The sequence below is a fragment of the Ferrovibrio terrae genome (assembly GCF_943371255.1).
Lineage (GTDB): Bacteria > Pseudomonadota > Alphaproteobacteria > Ferrovibrionales > Ferrovibrionaceae > Ferrovibrio > Ferrovibrio terrae_B.
In genome coordinates this window covers 1-20531 of sequence record NZ_CALRUC010000023.1, presented here as the reverse complement: position 1 = coordinate 20531, position 20531 = coordinate 1, and the positions used below count along the sequence as shown (strand labels likewise).

General features: G+C 63.6%; 20 protein-coding genes. All 20 read left to right on the top strand.

Features of this window, described 5'->3' with window-relative positions; genetic code table 11:
* Positions 1-11 precede the first annotated feature (11 nt).
* Positions 12-692 carry a DUF2848 domain-containing protein gene (locus AAG799_RS07530; RefSeq protein WP_341895197.1) on the top strand — a complete coding sequence of 227 codons (681 nt, stop codon included), beginning with the start codon at positions 12-14 and terminating at the stop codon, positions 690-692.
* Between the two features lie 24 nt (positions 693-716).
* The gene (pxpB, locus tag AAG799_RS07525; RefSeq protein ID WP_341895196.1) at positions 717-1445 is read left to right on the top strand and encodes a 5-oxoprolinase subunit PxpB; all 729 of its coding nucleotides are present in this window, start codon (positions 717-719) and stop codon (positions 1443-1445) included.
* On the top strand, positions 1442-2485 hold the full coding sequence (locus AAG799_RS07520) for a biotin-dependent carboxyltransferase family protein (protein ID WP_341895195.1): 1044 nt from the start codon (positions 1442-1444) through the stop codon (positions 2483-2485). Before pxpB ends, AAG799_RS07520 begins: the two co-directional genes overlap by 4 nt.
* Before the next feature lie 18 nt (positions 2486-2503).
* Positions 2504-3277 carry a 5-oxoprolinase subunit PxpA gene (locus AAG799_RS07515; RefSeq protein WP_341895194.1) on the top strand — a complete coding sequence of 258 codons (774 nt, stop codon included), beginning with the start codon at positions 2504-2506 and terminating at the stop codon, positions 3275-3277.
* Positions 3278-3334: 57 nt separating this feature from the next.
* Complete coding sequence (locus tag AAG799_RS07510; RefSeq protein WP_341895193.1) at positions 3335-3985, top strand: TetR/AcrR family transcriptional regulator; 651 nt, start codon at positions 3335-3337, stop codon at positions 3983-3985.
* A gap of 122 nt (positions 3986-4107) precedes the next feature.
* Entirely contained in the window at positions 4108-5127 is a 1020-nt protein-coding gene (locus tag AAG799_RS07505) for a tripartite tricarboxylate transporter substrate binding protein (protein ID WP_341895192.1), read from the top strand.
* 72 nt (positions 5128-5199) lie between these two features.
* Positions 5200-5733 carry a tripartite tricarboxylate transporter TctB family protein gene (locus AAG799_RS07500; RefSeq protein WP_341895191.1) on the top strand — a complete coding sequence of 178 codons (534 nt, stop codon included), beginning with the start codon at positions 5200-5202 and terminating at the stop codon, positions 5731-5733.
* A 12-nt stretch (positions 5734-5745) separates the two neighbouring features.
* Positions 5746-7266 (top strand): tripartite tricarboxylate transporter permease, encoded by a 1521-nt coding sequence (locus AAG799_RS07495; protein WP_341895190.1) that lies wholly within the window; start codon positions 5746-5748, stop codon positions 7264-7266.
* Between the two features lie 84 nt (positions 7267-7350).
* On the top strand, positions 7351-8175 hold the full coding sequence (locus tag AAG799_RS07490) for a sugar phosphate isomerase/epimerase family protein (protein WP_341895189.1): 825 nt from the start codon (positions 7351-7353) through the stop codon (positions 8173-8175).
* Positions 8172-9614 carry a mandelate racemase gene (locus AAG799_RS07485; RefSeq protein WP_341895188.1) on the top strand — a complete coding sequence of 481 codons (1443 nt, stop codon included), beginning with the start codon at positions 8172-8174 and terminating at the stop codon, positions 9612-9614. The genes AAG799_RS07490 and AAG799_RS07485 overlap by 4 nt, the downstream gene beginning before the upstream one ends.
* 17 nt (positions 9615-9631) lie before the next feature.
* Entirely contained in the window at positions 9632-10786 is a 1155-nt protein-coding gene (locus tag AAG799_RS07480) for a Gfo/Idh/MocA family oxidoreductase (protein ID WP_341895187.1), read from the top strand.
* A 1-nt stretch (position 10787) separates the two neighbouring features.
* On the top strand, positions 10788-11951 hold the full coding sequence (locus AAG799_RS07475) for a dihydrodipicolinate synthase family protein (RefSeq protein ID WP_341895186.1): 1164 nt from the start codon (positions 10788-10790) through the stop codon (positions 11949-11951).
* Positions 11948-12784, top strand: coding sequence for a sugar phosphate isomerase/epimerase (locus tag AAG799_RS07470; RefSeq protein ID WP_341895185.1), 837 nt, complete (start codon positions 11948-11950; stop codon positions 12782-12784). Before AAG799_RS07475 ends, AAG799_RS07470 begins: the two co-directional genes overlap by 4 nt.
* A 104-nt stretch (positions 12785-12888) precedes the next feature.
* Positions 12889-13443, top strand: a complete 555-nt coding sequence (locus AAG799_RS07465) for a dTDP-4-dehydrorhamnose 3,5-epimerase family protein (RefSeq protein WP_341895184.1) — start codon at positions 12889-12891, stop codon at positions 13441-13443.
* Positions 13440-14291 (top strand): urease accessory protein UreD, encoded by an 852-nt coding sequence (locus AAG799_RS07460; RefSeq protein WP_341895183.1) that lies wholly within the window; start codon positions 13440-13442, stop codon positions 14289-14291. Before AAG799_RS07465 ends, AAG799_RS07460 begins: the two co-directional genes overlap by 4 nt.
* A 293-nt stretch (positions 14292-14584) precedes the next feature.
* On the top strand, positions 14585-15871 hold the full coding sequence (gene urtA / locus AAG799_RS07455) for an urea ABC transporter substrate-binding protein (RefSeq protein ID WP_341895182.1): 1287 nt from the start codon (positions 14585-14587) through the stop codon (positions 15869-15871).
* Positions 15872-16005: 134 nt separating this feature from the next.
* Positions 16006-17937, top strand: a complete 1932-nt coding sequence (urtB, locus tag AAG799_RS07450) for an urea ABC transporter permease subunit UrtB (protein WP_341895181.1) — start codon at positions 16006-16008, stop codon at positions 17935-17937.
* Positions 17930-19099 carry an urea ABC transporter permease subunit UrtC gene (gene urtC / locus AAG799_RS07445; RefSeq protein ID WP_341895180.1) on the top strand — a complete coding sequence of 390 codons (1170 nt, stop codon included), beginning with the start codon at positions 17930-17932 and terminating at the stop codon, positions 19097-19099. Before urtB ends, urtC begins: the two co-directional genes overlap by 8 nt.
* Positions 19100-19152: 53 nt before the next feature.
* Positions 19153-19923, top strand: a complete 771-nt coding sequence (gene urtD, locus AAG799_RS07440; protein ID WP_341895216.1) for an urea ABC transporter ATP-binding protein UrtD — start codon at positions 19153-19155, stop codon at positions 19921-19923.
* Positions 19924-19926: 3 nt separating this feature from the next.
* A partial coding sequence (gene urtE, locus AAG799_RS07435; RefSeq protein WP_341895179.1) for an urea ABC transporter ATP-binding subunit UrtE occupies positions 19927-20531 on the top strand: 605 nt, incomplete at its 3' end.

Here is a 20531-nt window from a genome sequence, read left to right as displayed (position 1 = left end):
GATTCAAGAAAATGCTGACCTTCGACCGCTTCTGGCAGGATCGTCGCGACCGCGTTTCCGTGCAGATCGACACCCTGATCGTCGCCGGCTGGGCCGGTCGCGATGCCCATGCCATCGAACATCACATCGAGGAGCTGGCTGCCATCGGTGTGCCGCGCCCCTCCTCAGTGCCGCTGTTCTACCGCATCGGCACCGGCCAGTTGATACAGACCACGCACTTGCAGGTGTTGGGCCCCGATACCTCGGGTGAGGTCGAGCCCGTGGTGGTATCGCTGGCCGATGGTCTGTGGGTCACGGTCGGTTCCGATCATACCGATCGCAAGGCCGAGTCCATGGGTGTCGCGCTGTCAAAGCAGCTCTGCTCGAAAGTGCTGGGCAATGGCCTGTGGCGCTATGATGAAGTGCTGCCGCATTGGGACAGCCTGATCCTGCGCGCCTGGGCCACCATTAACGGCGAACGTGTGCTGTACCAGGAAGGGCCGGTCTCCGGCCTGCGCAGTCCGGCCGATCTGATGCAGCGCTACAGCAATACCGCCACTTTGCCGCCCGGCAGCCTGATGTTCGGCGGCACGATCGGTGCCATTGGCGGCATCCGGGCGGGCAGCCGTTTCGAGATGGAACTGGAAGACCCGGTGCTCAAGCGCAAACTCAGTCATGCCTATGATGTCGAGGCTTTGCCGGTTGTCGCCTGATCGGCGCCATTCTATGACTGCAGTATGAGCATCTATCCCCAGATTCGGTCCTTCGGCGATACCGGCTTCAGCGTCGAATTCGGCGATGGCATCGACCGCGGCGTCAATGCCATGGTGATGGCACTGCATGCCGCGCTTGGCGATGTGAAACCGGCGGGTCTGGTCGAAACCATCCCGTCATTCCGCGCCCTGCTGGTGCAGTATGATCCGCTGGTGACCGCGCGGGCCGATCTTGAGGCGCAGGTGCGCGGCCTGCTGGACGGGTTGAAACCGCAGCAGCGCGCCGGCCGGCTTTGGCGCCTGCCGGTCTGCTATGCCGCCGAGTTTGCCCCCGATCTGGGCGAGGTCGCCGAGCGCTGCAAGCTGACGCCGGACCAGGTTGTCGGCATCCATACCAGCGGACGGTTCTTTGTCTACATGCTCGGTTTCATGCCGGGTCTCGCCTATATGGGTGGCCTGGACGCGGCGCTGCATCTGCCGCGCCGCAGTTCGCCGCGCACCAAGGTACCGCAGGGCTCGGTCGCCATCGCCGAATCGATGACCACGATTTATCCCTGGGAAAGCCCCGGCGGCTGGCATCTGCTGGGCCGCACGCCGCTGCGCTTGTTCGATGCCGCACGGACTGAGCCGATCCTGCTCGCCGCCGGCGACGAGGTCACCTATTTCGCCATCTCCACCGATGATTATGCGGCCATGCTGCGTCAGGTGGAGCAGGGCCATTTCGATTACGCTGTACTCAAGGTGACGCCATGAGCGCCGGCTTCCTCGAAGTCGTGGCGCCCGGCCTGATGACCTCGGTGCAGGATCTCGGCCGCTTTGGTGCGCAGGCACTCGGCATGCCGGTGGCCGGCGCTACCGACCCGCTTGCGTTGCGTCTCGCCAATGCCGTGTTGGGCAATCCCGCAGGCATGGCGGCGCTGGAAATCGGCTATCTCGGCCCGACGCTGGTGGCGGCAGTCGATGGTGTACGTGTCGTACTGGGCGGCAAGGCAAAGCTGACCGTGCAGCCGTCCGATGGCGGCGAGGCGCGCAGTGCAAAGCCCTGGCGCTCCCTGCTGCTCAAGCGCGGTGACCGGCTCACTGTGGGGGCAGTGGAAGAGGGGGGCATCGCCTATCTGGCGGTTGCTGGTGGTTTCGCGATCCAGCCCTTCATGGGCAGCCTGTCGACCTACATGCGCTCCGGTCTCGGCGGCTTCGAGGGGCGTGCCCTGAAAGCAGGTGACCGGCTGCCGCTGAATGCGTTAGCCACCGCGGCTGATGAGCGCGAGACGGCCGATGCCATCGATTACGGCAGTGGCCCCATCCGCGTCGTACTCGGCCCGCAGGAGGACCGCTTCACGCCCAGGGGCATCGAGACCTTCCTTTCGGCCGCCTACACGGTGACCAAGGAAGCCGACCGCATGGGCATCCGCCTTGAAGGTGAAGTGGTCGAGCATATACGCGGCGCCGATATCGCCTCCGAAGGTGTCGTCACCGGCTCGATCCAGGTGCCGGGCAACGGCCAGCCGATCATCCTGATGGCCGACCGCCAGACCACCGGCGGCTATACCAAGATCGCCACGGTGATCTCGGCCGACCTGCCGCGGGTCGGCCGCATGAAACCCGGCGATACGCTGCAATTTGCCGCTGTCACCGTGGCCGAGGCCGAGATGGCGCGCCGGACGCAGGAGCAGGCGCTGCGCCGCCTGATCGAGGGCATCCGCACAGCGATGCCCGATGTCACGCTCGACTTGAATGCGCTATATACGCAGAACCTGATCAGCGGCGCGGTGGACGCGCCCAGTGGCTACTGATTGGCGCGGAGACTGGCGATGACCGTAAAAACCAACCTCAACAGCGATCTTGGCGAGAGCTTCGGCGCCTGGACCATGGGCGACGATGCGGCGATGCTGGCCGTGGTCGGTACCGCCAATGTCGCCTGCGGTTTCCATGCCGGCGACTGGAGCGTGATGCAGGCCACGGTGGCCGAGGCCGTGAAAAACGGCGTTTCCATCGGGGCGCATCCCTCCTACCCGGACCTGCAGGGTTTCGGCCGCCGGCCGATGACCATGAGCACCAAGGAAGTCGAGGCTCTGATGGCCTATCAGATCGGCGCGCTGATGGGCGTGGCGGCGACCAGGGGCGGCAAGGTCACCCATGTGAAGCCGCATGGTGCCATCAACAACAAGGCCGCCACCGACATGGACCTCGCCCTGGCGCTGGCGCGCGGCATTGCCGGCGTGTCGAAGGATCTGATCTTCCTGGCGCCGGCCGGCTCGGCCATGGTGGCGGCAGCGGCCAAGGCCAATCTGCCGGTGGCGCAGGAAGTGTTTGCCGATCGCAATTACGATGACGACGGCAACCTGGTGCCGCGCGGCCAGCCGCATGCCATGGTGCATGACAATGACGAGGCACTGCGCAACGTGCTGCGCATGGTGCAGGAACGCGCCATCGTCTCGATCTCGGGCAAGCGCATCCCCTGCAATGTCGATTCGATCTGCGTGCATGGCGACAGCGCCGGTGCGGTTTCGATGGCACGCCATATCCGCGCCGGGCTGGAACAGGCCGGGGTGAAACTGGTCACCCTGCCCGAGATGGTGGGGTAGCCCAGCCGCTTGACGTAGCCCCCCGCCGCCCGGCAAGACTGGGCGAGGGAGTGCCTGATGCCGAAATCCAAGACACCAACGCCGGAACCCAAGCGCACCCGCCAGCCGGATGTGACGCGCCGCAATATTCTCGATGCCGCGCTGGTCGAATTTGCCGCCAAGGGCCTGTCCGGCGCGCGAGTCGACGAGATCGCCGCGCGCTCCGGTTCCAACAAGCGCATGATTTACGAGTATTTTGGCAACAAGGACGGCCTGTGGCTGACCGTGCTGGAGCGCGCCTATGAGCGCATGCGCGAGGAAGAACACGCCATCGATGTTGCCCGCATGTCGCCGGTCGAGGGCATGCGCTACCTGATGGAGTTCAATTTCAAATTCTGCTCGCGCAATCCGGAATTCATCGCCCTGCTGAATGCCGAGAACCTGCACAAGGCCAGTTTTCTCAAGAACTCGAAGAAAATCCGTGAGTTGTATACACCGCTGCTGGTGGTGATCACCGATTTGCTGCAGCGCGGTCAGCGCGAAGGCGTGTTCCGCAAGAATGTCGATCCGGTCGAGTTGTACACCACCATTGCAGCACTCGGATTCTTCTACTTCTCCAACATCCACACGCTCTCGACCATTTTCGGCCGCAACCTGCTGAGTCCGAAGCAGCAGAAAGTGCGTCTCGACCATTCCATCGCGGTGGTGCTCGGTTACCTGCGGCCGTGACGATGGCCGAAAGTCGAATTTCGTAACTGGTCAGTTACTTCTTCGTTGACAAGTCGGCCCGGCATCGGAAATGCTGAGCGGATAACAAGGATCGCGACGATCCATAAACGGAGGAGACCGCCATGCAAGGCAAGCTTGCTATTCGTACAGCTGTGGCCGCTTTTGTGCTGGGCACCCTGGGCCTCGCCGCCCAGCCCGCCATTGCCCAGCAGTGGAAGCCGACCAAGCCGATCACCATCATCGTGCCCTGGGCCGCCGGCGGTTCGACCGACCAGGTGATCCGCGTTACCGCGGCCGAACTGGAAAAGGAACTCGGCCAGAAGATCGTCGTGGTGAACCAGCCTGGCGCCTCGGGCTCGATCGGCACCAAGGGCGCCATGGAAGCCACCAAGGACGGCTATACCTGGGCCTCGGGCGCCGCCAAGGATATCGGCACCTATGCCGTGTCGGGCCTGCTCGATACCAAGATGGCGGACTGGAACTTCTATCTCACTGTTGCCAACCAGTCGGTGGTCAGCGTCAATGCCAATTCGCCCTACAAGACCGTGGCCGATCTGATCGCGGCCATGAAGGCGAAGCCGGGCCAGATCACGATTGCCACGGCCGGTGTGAATTCCTCTGGCCATTTCGGTTCCGAAGCCTTGGCCCGTGCGGCCGGCGTTACCTACAAGCACGTGACCTATGATGGCGGCAATCCGGCGGTGATCTCCACCGTGTCGGGCGAAACCGAGGTCACCACCCAGCTCGGCGTCGAGCAGGTGGAAATGATTCGCGGCAAGCGCCTGCGCGCGCTCGCCGTGCTGGCCGACAAGCCGCTGGAAGTCGAGGGTATGGCGGCGATCGAGCCGATCACCAAGACCATCCCCAGCTTCCGCACCGAAGCCAATTATTTCGGCATCTTCGTGCCCAAGGGCGTGCCGGCGGAAGTGACCGCCACCCTCGACAAGATCTGGGCCGAGAAGATGAAGACCAACGCCGCGCTGAAGAAGTATTCGGCCGAGAAGGGTGCACTCTTCGGTCCTGAGCATGGCGAAGCGGCCAAGAAGGCCGCTTTCCCGGCGATCCAGGGTGCGGCCTGGATTCTGCAGGAAGGCGGCAAGGCCAAGGTCTCGCCCGACACCCTGGGTATTCCGAAGCCGTAAGCATTTCAAACCACGACGGCCGCCTGGCTTCACCGAAGCCGGGCGGCCGATTTTAATTCAGGAGTAGATGGCATGGATGACAGTCAGGCCACGGGTCTTGCCGCAGAGGAGAGCGTTTCGCCGCGGGCGGATTTCTGGTCCAGCTTCATCTGGATCGGCCTTGGCATCGCCATGCTGTGGATGAGCCTGAACATGGACCGGCTCGAACGCTTCCAGGCCAGCATCTACACCGCGCCCGGTCTGGTGCCCGGCCTGCTCGGGATCGCCATTGCCCTGATGGGCGTCATCCTGCTGGTGCGCTCGGTCAATGCCGGTGCGCTGCGGCAGCGCGAACGCAAGCCGCTGGTGCTGGCACAGCACTGGCGCCTGATCTTCAGTCTCAGCCTTTCGCTGGTTTATGCCTTGATCGTCGTTGCCAGTGCTTTGCCCTTCTGGCTGGTGACTGCGGTTTACATCACGATCTTCGTCATCGTCTTTCAATACGCCGAGCGTCGCGCCAAGGCGCAGGTGCCGCGCGGCATTGCCGTGGCGGTGGTGCATGGCCTGCTGGCCGGTGTGCTGATCCAGTATGTGTTCGAAGAATTGTTCCTGGTCCGCTTGCCGTAAGGGCGAAATTCCATGTTTGACGGTCTGATCGGTTTCGCCCATTCGATCTGGAGCTTCTCCAGCCCGGAAACCATTCTCTACGCGCTTGGCGCCTCGCTGGTCGGCCTCATCATCGGTGCCCTGCCTGGCCTTACCGCCACCATGGGTGTGGCGCTGATGACCACGCTGACGCTCAAGCTGCCGCCCAATGATGCGCTGCTGATCCTGATCTGCACCTATGTCGGCGCGATCTATGGCGGCAGCCGCAGCGCCATCCTGCTGAATATCCCCGGCACCCCAGCCTCTGCGGCTTCCTGCCTGGATGGGTATGCGCTGGCCAAGCAGGGCCTGGCCGGCCGCGCCATGGGCATTGCTACCTCGGGCTCGATCCTTGGCACCTGGATCGGCATGTTCTTCCTGGCCCTTTTCACACCGATGCTGGGCGAGATGGCGCTGAAATTCGGCGCCTATGAATTCTTCTGGCTCGCCGTATTCGGCGTGGTGATCTCGGGTAATCTCACCGGCACCGATCCGCTGAAGGGCTGGATTGCCGGCTTCATTGGCCTGTTCATTGCCAGCATCGGCCAGGAGGGCATGTATGCCTATGACCGTTTCACCTTTGGCGTTCATGATCTTTCTGGCGGCATTGCCCTGATTCCGGCCCTGGTCGGCGTTTTCGGCTTTGCCGAAGTGCTGAATGTGATGAAGGACAAGCCGCAGAAATTCATTATCAACGCCTATGATACGGTGATCCCGAGAATCAAAGACGTGGTGCAATACTGGCGCACCATCATCCGCTCCGGCCTGATCGGCACCTTTATCGGCATCGTGCCTGGCGTCGGTGAAGATGTTGCCGCCTGGAGTTCCTATGCCGCGGCGCGGCGCGCCAGCAAGGAAAAGGCAAAGTTCGGCAAGGGTTCGGTAGAAGGCCTGATGGCCGCCGAAACCGGTGACAATGCCTGCGTGCCCGGCGCCGTCATTCCCGTGCTGACGTTGGCCGTGCCGGGCTCGGCGCCGGCTGCCGTACTGCTGGCGGCCATGCTGATCCATGGCGTGCGGCCGGGTCCGCTGATCATGGTGGAGAATCCGACCTTTGTTTACGACGTCGTCGCCATGATGCTGTTTGCCTCGATCGGCATCCTGATTTATGGCCTGACGCTCACCAAGTTGCTGGTCAAGATCCTGCTGGTGCCGCGCGCGCTCATCATGCCGGTCATCTTCGTGCTCTGCGCAGTCGGCTCCTATGCCATCGCCTCGCGACCGTTCGATATTCTGGTCATGCTGGTCTTCGGTGTGGTCGGCCTGATCCTGCGCAACCTGAACTATCCGATGGCGCCGCTGGTGCTGGGTATCGTGCTGGGCGATCTGCTGGACAAGAGCCTGCGTCGCGGCCTCAACCTGTCCGATGGGGACCTGACGCCGTTCTTCGGCCGGCCCATCGCCTTTGTCCTGTTCATGCTGGTGCTGCTCACCCTGCTGATGAACATCCCGGTTGCCCGCAAACTGATGGGACAGGGCACTGCGCTGCTGCTGCGTCCGTTCCGCCGCGCCTGATGGCGTGACAGCCGAATTGACGCCCGGACCACTTTGCCATTATAAGTAACTGTCTGGTTACTTCTGGACTGACTGAACCGAACCATGCGCATCTCGCTCTGCAACGAAGTCCTCAGCCCGCTGCCTTTCGCTGCGCAATGTGCATTCGCGGCGGAGCTGGGTTATGACGGGCTGGAGATCGCGCCCTTCACGCTGTCGGATGATCCGCTTTCCCTGAGTGCTGCTGAACGCCGCGTGATCCGCCGTGCCGTCGAAGAGGCCGGCCTGGTGGTGACCGGACTGCACTGGCTGCTGGTGACCCCCAAGGGCCTGTCGCTCACTGACCCCGATCCGGCCGTGCGCCGCCGTACTCGCGAAACCATGCAGGGGTTGTGCGATCTCTGCGCCGATCTCGGTGGTCGGTATCTGGTGCATGGCTCGCCGGCGCAGCGACGACTGCCGGATCGCGATATCCATGCGGCGAAAGGGTATGCGCTTGAGGCCTTCCGCGCGGCGGCGCGGGCGGCCGAGAAGGCTGGCGTGCTCTATTGCCTGGAGCCGCTGTCGCGGCATGAGACCAATTTCGTCAACACCGTGGGCGAGGCCATCGGCGTCGCCGAGGGCATCGCCAGCAACGCCTTCCGCACCATGATCGACTGCAGTGCCGCGGGGCTGACCGAAACCGAAACGGTGCCCGAACTGATCGCGCGCTGGCTGCCCAGCGGCCTGATTGCCCATATCCAGGTCAATGATCCCAACAGAAAAGGCCCCGGCCAGGGCGAGATGGCATTCGCGCCGATTCTCGATGCGCTCAAGCGCGGCGGCTATGACGGCGATCTCGGCGTCGAGCCGTTTATCTACGACCCCGACGGGCCGGGCGCTGCCGCCCATGCCATCCGCTACCTGCGCGACCTGCTGGAGCCGGCATGACCGAAGCCCCCGCTTTCCGCCTGCAGGATATCGCGCTGTTCGAGCGGCCGGTCACGCTGCGGCTGCCTTTTCGTTTCGGCGTGGTGACGCTGACGGCGGCGCCGCAGGCCTATCTGCGCCTGCGTATCGTTCTGCCCGATGGCCGCGACGCCTGGGGTTCGGCCGCCGAGCTGATGGTGCCGAAATGGTTCGACAAGGATCCGGCCCTCTCGAACGAGCAGAACTTCGCCCAGTTGCGGCTCAGCCTGCGTCATGCCGTGGAGGCCTATGCCGGCGATACGGCAGCGCGCACTGCCTTCGGCCATTCCGCCGCCCATCATGCTGCCCTGGTGCAGCAGGGTGCGCGCACCGGCCTGAATGCCCTGGTGGCATCCTATGGTCCGGCCTTGCTGGATCGCGCCGTCATTGATGCGCTCTGCCACCTGCGCAGCATCCCGTTCGCGGCAGCCCTTGGCAAAAACCTGTTCGGTATCCAGGTCGCGCCGCTGGTGCCAGACCTTGCCGGTTTTGATCTCGGGGCCTGGCTCGCCGATCTTGTGCCGCATCGCCGCATTGCGGCACGTCACACGGTGGGTATGGTCGATCCGTTGCGCGAGGCTGATCTGGCACCAGACAAGCGCCTGAACGATGGCTTGCCGGAAAGCCTCGAAGGCGCCATTGCGCAATATGGCCATCGCTGGTTCAAGCTCAAAGTCGGCGGCAATGCCGCGGCAGACCTGACCCGTTTGCAGGGCATTGCCGCGGTGCTCGATCGGTCGCCCGAACCCTATCAGGCCAGCCTCGATGGCAACGAGCAGTATGACGATGTCGAGGGCATTGCCGCGCTCTGGCAGACAATGCGGGCGGACAGCCGCCTGCGCCGGCTCTGCGCCTCGATCCTGTATATCGAACAGCCGATCAAGCGTGCCGCTGCACTCGATCAGCCGGTGACCAGGCTGGCGGCCGAAATTCCGTTGATCGTCGATGAGTCGGATGCCGATTACGACGTGTTTCCGCGCGCCCGCGATCTGGGCTATCGCGGCATCTCGTCCAAGACCTGTAAGGGTGTTTACCGGGCGATCCTGAATGGCGCGCGCGCCCAATATTGGAACAGCCAGAAAAAGACTACCGGCTTCTTTGTCACCGGCGAGGATCTGACCTGCCAGGCCGGACTGGCGGTGCAACAGGATCTTGCCCTGGTGGCCGCGCTCGGCCTCACCCATGTCGAGCGCAACGGGCACCACTATGTCGATGGCTTCGGCGCCGCCTCGGCTCTCGAACAGAATGCTTTCCTCGCCGCGCATCCCGATCTCTACCACCGCGATCCGCACAGCCACCGTGTGCGTCTGCAGATTCGCAACGGCGGCCTCGATCTTCGCAGCGTCATGGATGCCACTGGCTTCGGCGCGGAAGCTGAACCTGATTGGGGCAATCTCGCCCCCATGCAATTGAATTCGTGAAGAAGGACAAGAAAACCATGAGCAAGGATATCCGTCTCGGCATCATCATGAACGGCGTCACCGGGCGCATGGGCATGAACCAGCACCTGATCCGCTCGATCTGCGCGATCCGCAAGGATGGCGGCGTGGTGCTGAAAAACGGCCGTCGTGTGATGCCAGACCCGATCCTGGTCGGGCGCAGTCTCGACAAGGTGGCAAAGCTCGCCAAGACCCATGGCATCGAGCGTTACACCGATGATCTCGATGCCGCATTGAAGAACAAGGATGACACGCTGTTCTTCGATGCCGCCACCACCCAGGCGCGCGCCGGCTTGCTGAAAAAGGCGATGGCCGCCGGCAAGGACATCTATTGCGAGAAGCCGACGGCCGAAACGCTGGCCGTGGCGATGGATCTGGTCAAGGCGGCAAAGAAATACGGCGTGAAGCACGGCGTGGTGCAGGACAAGCTGTTCCTGCCCGGCCTGGAAAAGATGAAGGTACTGATCGACAGCGGCTTCTTCGGCAAGATTCTGTCGGTGCGCGGCGAGTTCGGCTACTGGGTGTTCGAGGGCGACTGGCAGCAGGCCCAGCGTCCGTCGTGGAATTACCGCGTCAAGGACGGTGGCGGCATCATCCTCGACATGCTCTGCCACTGGCGTTACGTGCTCGACAATCTGTTCGGCGGCGTCAAAAGCGTGTCCTGCCTCGGCGCCACCCATATTCCCAAGCGCTGGGATGAGAACGGCAAGCCCTACAAGGCGGATTCAGACGATGCCGCCTATGCCACTTTCGAGCTGGAAGGCGGCGTGATCGCGCAGATCAACTCATCCTGGGTCACTCGCGTGCGCCGCGACGATCTTGTCACCTTCCATGTCGATGGCACACTGGGTTCGGCAGTGGCCGGCCTGCACAAATGCTTCGTGCAGCCGCGCGTTTCCACGCCCAAACCGGTATGGAATCCGGACATTCCGCAGAGCATCAATTTCTTCGAGACCTGGCAGGAAGTGCCGGAGAACAAGGTCTATCCGAACGGCTTCCGCGCCCAGTGGGAGATGTATATCCGCCATCTGGTCGATAACGAGCCGTTCAAATGGACGCTGCTGGAAGGTGCCAAGGGCGTACAGCTCGCCGAAGCCGGCCTGAAGAGCTGGAAGGAACGCCGCTGGATCGATCTGCCGGAGTTGAAGGCCTGAGATGACGACACTCAATCTCCCTGCCAGCGCCGGCAAACTGGCGCCCTATACGCTGAAGCAGCCGAAGGCGTTTCCGGTTTCCAAACCGCCATTCAGCCGCATCGCCTTTGCTGCCGCCCATGTGGTGGCCGATCCGCTGGCCGAGCATGATCCCTGGCTGCAGCCGGCCGTCGACTGGGATCGCACCATTGCCTTCCGCCGCCACCTGTGGTCGCTCGGCTTCGGCGTGGCGGAAGCGATGGACACTGCCCAGCGCGGCATGGGTCTGGATTGGAATGATGCGCTGGAGTTGGTGCGCCGATCGCTCGATGCGGCAAAGGACGTGCCGGGTGCCGTGGTGGCGTCCGGTGCCGGCACCGACCATCTGGCGCCCGGCCCCGATGTCACCATCGACACGGTGATCCGCGCCTATGAGGAACAGTGCGCGGCAATAGAAAAGCTCGGCGGCCGTATCATCCTGATGGCCAGCCGCGCGCTCACCGCAGTGGCGAAGTCGCCGGACGATTACATCAAGGTCTACGGCCGCATCTTGAGCCAGGTGAAGCAGCCGGTGGTGATGCACTGGCTGGGCGAGATGTTCGACCCGGCACTGGCGGGCTACTGGGGCAATGCCGATCACATGGTGGCGATGCAGACCTGCCTCGACGTGATCAATGCCAATGCGGCCAAGGTCGATGGCATCAAGATTTCCCTGCTCGACAAGGACAAGGAAATCGTCATGCGGCGCCGTTTGCCGAAAGGCGTACGTATGTATACCGGTGATGACTTCAACTATGCCGAACTGATCGCCGGCGACAGCGAAGGTTACTCGGACGCATTGCTGGGTATTTTCGATGCCATCGCTCCGGCGGCCTCGGCCGCGCTCGGCGCGCTGACGCGGAACGACGTGTCAACCTTCCACGATATTCTGGCGCCGACCGTGCCGCTGTCGCGCCATATCTTCAAGGCGCCGACCCGCTTCTACAAGACCGGCGTGGTCTTCATGGCCTATCTGAACGGCCACCAGGATCACTTCCTGATGGTCGGCGGTCAGCAGAGCACGCGCTCGGCCCTGCATCTGGCCGAACTGTTCCGCCTCGCCGATGCGGCCGGGCTGCTCGGCAATCCGGAGCAGGCGGCGGCGCGCATGAAAGCCGTCATGGCCGTGCACGGAGTTGCGGCATGAAGCAGCCTGGCCCGCTCTCGCTCAACACCGCCACGGTGAAGGAACAGTGGTCGCTGCAGCAATGCATCGAAGGCTGTGCCCGCCATGGCATCACTGGCATTTCGCCCTGGCGTGACAAGCTGGCCGAATACACCACGGCCAAGGCGGCGAAGCATATTCGTGATGTCGGTTTGACCGTCACCGGCCTGTGCCGGGGCGGCATGTTCCCCGCCGCCGATGCCGCCGGGCGTCAGGCCGCGATTGATGACAACAAGCGCGCTATCGACGATGCGGCAGCTCTGAACGCCCAATGCCTGGTGCTGGTCGTCGGCGGCATGCCGGCCGGCTCGCGTGACCTTGCTGGGGCCAGGAGCCAGGTGCAGGACGGCATTGCCGCCGTGCTGGAGCATGCAAAGGCCGCGAAGGTGCCGCTCGCCATCGAACCGCTGCATCCGATGTATGCCGCCGACCGCGCCTGCGTGAACACGCTTGCCCAGGCCCTCGATATCTGCGACGCGCTGGGCAGCGGCGCGCATGACCGTCATCTCGGCGTTGCCGTCGATGTCTATCATGTCTGGTGGGATCCGCAGTTGGCGGCACAGATCAAGCGGGCCAGCAAGCGTGTGCTCGCCTTCCATATCTGCGACTGGCTGGTGCCGACCACCGACCTGCTGCTGGATCGCGGCATGATGGGCGATGGCGTGATCGACATCCCGGCGATCCGGGCCATGGTGGAAGACGTCGGCTATGACGGCTTCTGCGAGGTCGAGATCATGTCCACCAAGACCTGGTGGAAAAAGGATGCCGATGCCGTGCTGCGCACCTGCATAGAGCGGCATGCGACGGTGGTGTGACGCCGATCCTTGCCATGCTGGCGGTGGATAACTCCTGCCATGCCTTGATTTGCTGGCGGGGCCCCTCAAAGATGGCGGGCCCCGCCTTTTATCCCCGGTCCGCCATGTTTCATGCCTCGCCACTCGCCGTTCCCGGCCTTCTGCTGATCCGTCCCGACACCGTGATGGACCAGCAGGGCTGGACCAGCGCCGTTTATAATGAAGCCGCGCTCGGTGCGCTTGGTGTGCATGACCGTTTCGTTGATGACCGCATCATCTATGCCGACCGGGCCGGCAATGTGCGTGGCCTGCGCTACCAGCTGGCGCCGGCCAGCCAGGCCACGCTGTTGCGCGTGCTGCATGGCCGGTTGTTCATTGCCGCCGTCGATGTGCGGCGTGGCTCATCCACTTTCGGCCGGGTCGGCACCGCAACCATCAGCTATATGGGCAGCGAACAGTTCTATGCCATGCCGGGCTTTGCGGTCGGCTGGTGCAGCCTGGATGCCGCCACGCAGATTCTGGTCAAGACCAGCGCTGACATCAATCCCGAATTGGCGCGCGGCATTGCCTGGAACGATCCGGCGCTGCGGATCGATTGGCCGGTGAAGCCCGACGAGATCGAGGTGATGATCGCCGATACCGACCAGCCCATGCTGGCGGGACAGCAAGACCTGCTGTGACGACGTCACCGCCGGCATCCCGGCTGCAGCGGGCCGATGGCGCCCTGCAGCTGCGCTTTGCTGCCGGTGATGGCGCAGCCACACGGCTGACCGATCTCTATCAGTCTGATCCCTGCCGCGCCCTGCTGCCGGCACCCGATCCGGGTGAGCCGCTGACGGCGGTGCTGATCACCACGGCCGGCGGCCTCACCGGTGGCGATCGCCTGCAGCTGTCCGTGGCCGTCGAAGCCGGCGCCGATGCGCTCTGCACCCCGCAGGCCGCCGAAAAGATCTACCGCTCGGCTGATGCCGGCGCCGCGACGATCGAGCTGGCGCTGACGGTCGGGGCTGGTGCTGCGCTGGAATGGCTGCCGCAGGAGATGATCCTGTTCGACGGCGCCCGGCTCGACCGGCGCGTGACCATGACCGTGGCAGAGGATGCGCGGCTGCTCGCCGGCGATATCACCGTGTTCGGCCGCACCGCGCGCGGTGAACGCTTTGCGAGCGGCAGCCTGTTCGACCGCTGGCAGGTCCGCCGCGACGGTCGTCTGGTCTGGACCGATGCGGCCCGCCTCGATGGCGAAACCATCGCCCTGCTCGATCATCCGGCCGGCTTTGCCGGGGCAGTGGCCCAGGCCCTGCTCCTCTACCAGGCGCCCGATGCGGCGGCAGCGCGGGATCGCCTGCGCAGCCTCGATCTGGCGGAGCCGGGATGTCATTGGGGCGGCAGCGTGATCGACGGCCTGCTGCTGGTCCGGCTGCTCGACAGCGATGCTGCCCGCCTGCGCCGGGTTTTCGCCCGGCTGTGGTCCACCCTGCGTCCCGGTCTGGGTCGCAAGCCAGCGATGCCCCGGCTGTGGAAATTCTGACTCTCTTTGAGTCATCCGAAACCGATTTCTGCTTGTATTTTGCTCGTTGCACTTTTTTCAGGAGCCTATGATTAAAAAATAAGCAAAGGCTCGTCGTGATTGTTCGTTCGCGGAGCTTTGAATCGCGGCGGTGGCAGAGCACCAGGCTTGTCATATTGCGGCGCGGAATCAGCGAATTAAGCGCGGTATTGGCCCATGCCGGAAGGACATGGGCGGCTTGGCACACTCCTTGCCATTCCAATCTGCGTATGGCCGGCCCGGGGGGGCATGGCCCAAGCAGGAGAGGAATTCCAATGAGCAAGTTTATGCGGACGATGGCCGCGGCAGGCGCCATGCTGGGCGCCGTCGCCGCCGGTGGCGCACAGGCTCAGGACACGATCAAGGTCGGCGTCCTGCATTCGCTGTCCGGCACCATGGCGATCTCGGAGACGACCCTGAAGGACACCGTCCTGATGATGGTCGACGACATCAACAAGAAGGGTGGTCTGCTCGGCAAGAAGGTCGAGGCGGTGGTGGTCGATCCGGCTTCCAACTGGCCGCTGTTCGCCGAAAAGGCGCGCGAGCTGATCTCTAAGGAAAAGGTTTCGGTCGTTTTCGGCTGCTGGACCTCGGTGTCCCGCAAGTCGGTTCTGCCGGTCTTCGAAGAGCTGAACAGCATGCTGTTCTACCCCGTCCAGTATGAGGGCGAGGAAAGCTCGAAGAATGTGTTCTACACCGGTGCCGCGCCGAACCAGCAGGCGATCCCGGCGGTGGAATACCTGATGGGCAAGGATGGCGGCGAAGTGAAGCGCTGGGTTCTGGCCGGCACTGACTACGTCTATCCGCGCACCACCAACAAGATCCTGGAAGCCTTCCTGAAAGCCAAGGGCGTCAAGCAGGAAGACATCATGATCAACTACACGCCGTTCGGTCATTCCGACTGGCAGACGATCGTGGCCGACATCAAGAAGTTCGGCTCGGCCGGCAAGAAGACCGCCGTGGTGTCGACCATCAACGGCGACGCCAACGTGCCGTTCTACAAGGAACTGGCCAACGCGGGCATCAAGGCCTCCGATATCCCGGTGGTCGCCTTCTCGGTCGGCGAGGAAGAACTGGCCGGCATCGACACCAAGAACCTGGTCGGCCATCTGGCCGCCTGGAACTACTTCCAGTCGGTCAAGGGTCCGGTCAACGACGGCTTCATCAAGCAGTGGAAGACCTTCATCAAGGATCCGAAGCGCGTGACCAACGATCCGATGGAAGCCACCTATATCGGCTTCAAGATGTGGGCCCAGGCTGTTGCCCAGGCCGGCACCACCAATGTGGATGCCGTGCGTCAGGCGATGTATGGCCAGAAGGTCAAGGCGCCGTCGGGCTTCACCGCCGTGATGAACACCAATCACCATCTGTCCAAGCCGGTGCTGATCGGCGAAATCCGTCCGGACGGCATGTTCAACATCGTCTGGCAGACCAAGGGCCCGGTGAAGGCCGATGCCTGGTCGAAGTACATCCCGGAAAGCGCCAAGCTGACGGCCGACTGGACCTTCCCGTGGGTCTGCGGCAACTGCGAAAAGCCGAAGTATGCGGCCCTGGCCAACTAACCCGTAAAGCGTAACGCATGGCATCCGGCCCCTTCCTTCGCGGCATCGCCGCGTGGGAAGGGGTTTGGAGCGCCCAACACTATAAAATTCGTTCCGTCATCGTCCCAAGAATCGCTCAAGCGGTCGCTGAAAACATGCAACGTTTCCTGCCTATTGTGCTGATCGCCCTGATGCTGGCGCTGGTGGCGGTCGTGCGCCCCGCTGCCGCACAGGATCTGGCTGCCAGCCTGAGCGGCCTGACCGATGCCGATCCCAAACCGGCCATCGCTGCGCTGACCCAGAGCGACGACGACAAGGCCAAGGCCGCGCTCGCCGCACTCGCCGCAGGCAACCTCTACATCCGGATTTCCGACAATGTCGTGGTGATCGGCGAAAAAGATGGCGAGATGATCGTCGTCACCAATGCCGTCACCGGCGATGTCGAAGACATGCTCAAGCCCGAAGAGCTGCAGGCCATCGCCGTTCCTGACGACGCTAAATCCCTGCTCGGCGCCGCCGCGACCGACACACAGGGCGGCCCGGTCGATTTCGCCACTGCCATCGAGGGCCTGAAGGCCGACAGCTTCGCCGACAAGGCCAAGGCGATCGCCGCGCTCACCGCGCTGGGCGATGCCCGTGCCGTGCCGGCCTTCCAGGCACTGGCGGCCGGTCGGCTGTTTACCCGCAAGAGCGACGGCGCCCTGGTGATCGGCGCTGCCAGCGGCAACGATGTGGCGCTCAGCAATGCTGCCACCGGCGAGCCGCTCGGCATCGTCGCGCCCAACGAGATCGATCCGCTGTTCGTCAACAACAACCTGCGTAACGTGCTGCGCGAGGCGGTCGGTCGTCTCGGCCTGGGCAGCAGCGATGCGGCGGTGCGCCGCTCGGCCGCAGCCGCCCTGCTGGAAAACCCGGCGCCGGAAGCTGTCGCGCTGCTGCGCGAAGCTTACGAGAAGGAACAGAATGCCGGTGTCAAATCGGTGATGGCGCTGTCGATCGCCGCCACTGAACTGAGCGACCCCGACAAGTCCAAGCGTATCCTGGCGATCCAGACGCTCAGCGGCGCCGCCGAACTGCGCGTGCGCTCGCTACTGCAGGCGCGCCTGAGCCAGGAAACCGACACCGAGGTCAAGGCCGCGCTGGTCAAGGCCTTCGACAGGATGCAGACCAAGATCACGCTGTATTCCTATGCCGAGAATTTCGTGCAGGGCATCTCGCTCGGCTCGGTGCTGCTGCTGGCCGCCGTCGGCCTCGCCATCACCTTCGGCGTCATGGGCGTCATCAACATGGCGCATGGCGAGATGATCATGCTGGGTGCCTATTCGGCCTATGTGACGCAGGAAATCTTCCGTGCCCTGCTGCCGCCCAGCTGGATCGGCGCCTATCTGCTTGCGGCCTTGCCTGTCGCCTTCCTGGTCGCGGCCATCGTCGGCGTCGCCATCGAACGCGGCATCATCCGCTTCCTTTACGGCCGGCCGCTGGAAACCATGCTGGCCACCTGGGGCGTCAGTCTCTGCCTGCAGCAGGCGGTGCGCAGCATCTTCGGTGCCACCAACAAGGAAGTCGCCAATCCGGGCTGGATGACCGGCGCCATCGAGGTGGCCGGCGGCCTGGCCGTGACCTGGAACCGCGTTTACATCATCATCTTCTGTTTCGCCGTACTCGGCCTGATCGCCCTGATCCTCAAGCGCACCAGCTTTGGCCTGCATATGCGGGCGGTGACGCAGAACCGCCAGATGGCCGCGGTGATGGGTATTCCCACGGCCCGCGTCGACGCCATGACCTTCGCGCTGGGCTCCGGCATCGCCGGCATGGCCGGCGTGGCGCTCAGCCAGATCGGCAATGTGTCGCCCAATCTCGGCACCATCTACATCGTCGACAGCTTCCTCGTCGTCGTCTTCGGCGGCGTCGGCAGCCTGATGGGGACGCTGGTCGGCGCACTCACGCTCGGTGTCGTCAACAAGATCCTCGAGCCGGTGGCCGGCGCGGTGCTGGGCAAGGTGGTGGTGCTGGTCTGCATCATACTCTTCATCCAGAAACGGCCGCGCGGGTTGTTTGCCGCCAAGGGGAGGTCTGCAGATGCTTGATCAGCTGCAGACGCTTGCCAGGCCTAAGCCGCTGCTCGACCGTCGCGGCTGGGCCGTCTTCCTCGCTATCGGCTTTGTGCTGATTGTGGTGGTACCGCTGCTCAATCTGCTGCCCGGTCGCGGCAGCATGATGCAGGTGCCGGATTACCTGATCCCGCTGCTGGGCAAATATGCCTGCTACGCCATTCTCGCACTGGCCCTCGATCTGGTCTGGGGTTACGCAGGCATCCTCAGCCTGGGCCATGGCGCCTTCTTCGCACTTGGCGGCTATGCCATGGGCATGTACCTGATGCGCCAGATCGGCACGCGCGGTGTCTACGGTAATCCGGTGCTGCCCGATTTCATGGTCTTCCTGAACTGGAAGGAACTGCCCTGGTACTGGATGGGTTTCGACAGCTTCCCGTTTGCCATGCTGATGGTGCTGCTGGCGCCGGGCCTGCTGGCGCTGGTGCTGGGCTGGTTTGCCTTCCGCAGCCGCGTCACCGGCGTCTACATCTCCATCGTCACCCAGGCGATGACCTTCGCCCTGCTGCTCGCCTTCTTCCGCAATGACATGGGTTTCGGCGGCAATAACGGCCTGACCGATTTCAAGGATATCCTCGGCTTCCCGATCCAGGCGCCCAGCACCCGCATCGGCCTCTATGTCGTCTCGGTGATTGTGCTCGGCCTGTGCTTCCTGCTCTGCCGCTTCGTAGTGCAGTCCAAGCTCGGCCGCGTGCTGCTGGCCGTGCGCGACGCCGAAAGCCGCGTGCGTTTCCTCGGCTACTCGCCCACTGCGGCCAAATTGTTCGCCTTCGTGCTGTCGGCATTGCTGGCCGGCATTGCCGGTGCGCTCTATGTGCCGCAGGTCGGTATCATCAATCCGAGCGAATTCTCGCCGGCCAACTCGATCGAGATCGCCATCTGGGTGGCGGTCGGCGGTCGTGGCACGCTCTATGGCGCCATTCTCGGCGGCGTCGTGATCAACCTGGTCAAGACCTGGCTCACCGGCGCAGCGCCGGAACTCTGGCTCTTTGTGCTTGGCGGGCTCTTCATCGCCTCAACCCTGCTGTTCCCCAAGGGCATTGTCGGGCTGCTCGGGCAATGGAAAGCCTGGCGGGCCGAGAAACAGGCCTATGCGCTGAATGAAAAAACACCCTTGAAAGAGAAGGGGGCCGAGTGATGCGCCACGCCACACCGCTGCCTTCGCCCCTGATCCAGCCGGCCACCGCCGGCATGGCGCCGGAGATTGTCAATAAGGTGCGTGTCTCCGACACCCAGCTCTATCTCGACGGTGTGTCGGTTGCCTTTGATGGTTTCAAGGCGATCAACAATCTCGCGCTGATGGTCGCTCCCGGCGAGCTGCGTACCATTATCGGCCCCAATGGTGCCGGCAAGACCACGATGATGGATATCATCACCGGCAAGACCAGGCCTGACTCGGGTGAGGTGATGTTTGCCGGCCGTGTCGACCTCACCAAGCTCGACGAGGTCGAGATCGCCAATCTGGGTATCGGCCGTAAATTCCAGAAACCCACGGTATTCGAGAATCTCACCGTGTTCGAGAATTTCGAACTGGCGCTGAAATCCGCCCGTGGTGCCTGGAAGACCCTGCTGGGACGGCTGAATTCCGAGGCGCTGGACCGCATCGCCTGGGCGCTGCACACGGTCGGGCTTGAGACCAAGATTCGCGATTCGGCCGGCGCGCTCAGCCATGGCCAGAAGCAGTGGCTCGAGATCGGCATGCTGCTGGTGCAGGACACCCAGCTGATCCTGCTGGATGAGCCGGTGGCAGGCATGACCGATGCCGAAACCAGGCAGACGGCCGAGCTGATTCTGACGCTGAAGGGCGAACGCACCCTGGTGGTGGTGGAACACGACATGGAATTCGTGCGTGATCTCGGCGCCAAGGTCACCGTGCTGCATGAAGGCAGCGTGCTGTCGGAAGGCACGGTCGACCATGTGCAGAACGACCAGCGCGTCATCGAAGTCTATTTGGGGCGTTGAGTCATGCTGCAGGCGGAAAAGCTCAATCTCTATTACGGTGCCAGCCATGCGTTGCGCGATGTCGGCGTCACCGCCACGCCGGGCAAGATCACCTGCGTGCTGGGCCGCAACGGCGTCGGCAAGACCTCGCTGATGCGGGCGCTCGTCGGGCTGCAGGGCGTGCGCTCGGGCAAGATCATGTGGGAAGGCCAGGATATCATCGGACTGAAACCGCATGAGCGGGCGCGGCGCGGCATCGCCATGGTGCCGCAGGGCCGAGAGATTTTCCCGCGCCTGACCGTCTACGAGAACCTGGAAACCGGCATGGCGCCGCTGCCCCGGGGCGAACGCCGGATCGAGGACGAGATTTTCGCGCTGTTTCCGGTACTGCATGAGATGCGCAACCGGCGCGGTGGCGACCTTTCGGGGGGACAGCAGCAGCAGCTGGCGATTGCGCGGGCCCTGGTCACGCGTCCCCGGCTGCTGCTGCTGGACGAACCCACCGAGGGCATCCAGCCCTCCATCATCAAGGATATCGGCCGGGTGATCCGCGAGCTGGCCAACCGGGGCACCATGGCGATTGTGCTGGTCGAACAGTATTTCGACTTCGCCCGGGCGCTCGCCGACAA

What these genes read in the sequence shown, in the direction of transcription:
- urtD (WP_341895216.1), top strand. Translation starts at nt 19,153, where the DNA reads ATGGCGCCGGAGATTGTCAATAAGGTGCGTGTCTCCGACACCCAGCTC.
- pxpB (WP_341895196.1), top strand. Translation starts at nt 717, where the DNA reads ATGAGCATCTATCCCCAGATTCGGTCCTTCGGCGATACCGGCTTCAGC.
- AAG799_RS07520 (WP_341895195.1), top strand. Translation starts at nt 1,442, where the DNA reads ATGAGCGCCGGCTTCCTCGAAGTCGTGGCGCCCGGCCTGATGACCTCG.
- urtB (WP_341895181.1), top strand. Translation starts at nt 16,006, where the DNA reads ATGCAACGTTTCCTGCCTATTGTGCTGATCGCCCTGATGCTGGCGCTG.
- AAG799_RS07510 (WP_341895193.1), top strand. Translation starts at nt 3,335, where the DNA reads ATGCCGAAATCCAAGACACCAACGCCGGAACCCAAGCGCACCCGCCAG.
- AAG799_RS07495 (WP_341895190.1), top strand. Translation starts at nt 5,746, where the DNA reads ATGTTTGACGGTCTGATCGGTTTCGCCCATTCGATCTGGAGCTTCTCC.
- AAG799_RS07515 (WP_341895194.1), top strand. Translation starts at nt 2,504, where the DNA reads ATGACCGTAAAAACCAACCTCAACAGCGATCTTGGCGAGAGCTTCGGC.
- AAG799_RS07465 (WP_341895184.1), top strand. Translation starts at nt 12,889, where the DNA reads ATGTTTCATGCCTCGCCACTCGCCGTTCCCGGCCTTCTGCTGATCCGT.
- AAG799_RS07530 (WP_341895197.1), top strand. Translation starts at nt 12, where the DNA reads ATGCTGACCTTCGACCGCTTCTGGCAGGATCGTCGCGACCGCGTTTCC.
- AAG799_RS07470 (WP_341895185.1), top strand. Translation starts at nt 11,948, where the DNA reads ATGAAGCAGCCTGGCCCGCTCTCGCTCAACACCGCCACGGTGAAGGAA.
- AAG799_RS07475 (WP_341895186.1), top strand. Translation starts at nt 10,788, where the DNA reads ATGACGACACTCAATCTCCCTGCCAGCGCCGGCAAACTGGCGCCCTAT.
- AAG799_RS07490 (WP_341895189.1), top strand. Translation starts at nt 7,351, where the DNA reads ATGCGCATCTCGCTCTGCAACGAAGTCCTCAGCCCGCTGCCTTTCGCT.
- AAG799_RS07505 (WP_341895192.1), top strand. Translation starts at nt 4,108, where the DNA reads ATGCAAGGCAAGCTTGCTATTCGTACAGCTGTGGCCGCTTTTGTGCTG.
- urtC (WP_341895180.1), top strand. Translation starts at nt 17,930, where the DNA reads ATGCTTGATCAGCTGCAGACGCTTGCCAGGCCTAAGCCGCTGCTCGAC.
- AAG799_RS07480 (WP_341895187.1), top strand. Translation starts at nt 9,632, where the DNA reads ATGAGCAAGGATATCCGTCTCGGCATCATCATGAACGGCGTCACCGGG.
- urtA (WP_341895182.1), top strand. Translation starts at nt 14,585, where the DNA reads ATGAGCAAGTTTATGCGGACGATGGCCGCGGCAGGCGCCATGCTGGGC.
- AAG799_RS07500 (WP_341895191.1), top strand. Translation starts at nt 5,200, where the DNA reads ATGGATGACAGTCAGGCCACGGGTCTTGCCGCAGAGGAGAGCGTTTCG.
- AAG799_RS07485 (WP_341895188.1), top strand. Translation starts at nt 8,172, where the DNA reads ATGACCGAAGCCCCCGCTTTCCGCCTGCAGGATATCGCGCTGTTCGAG.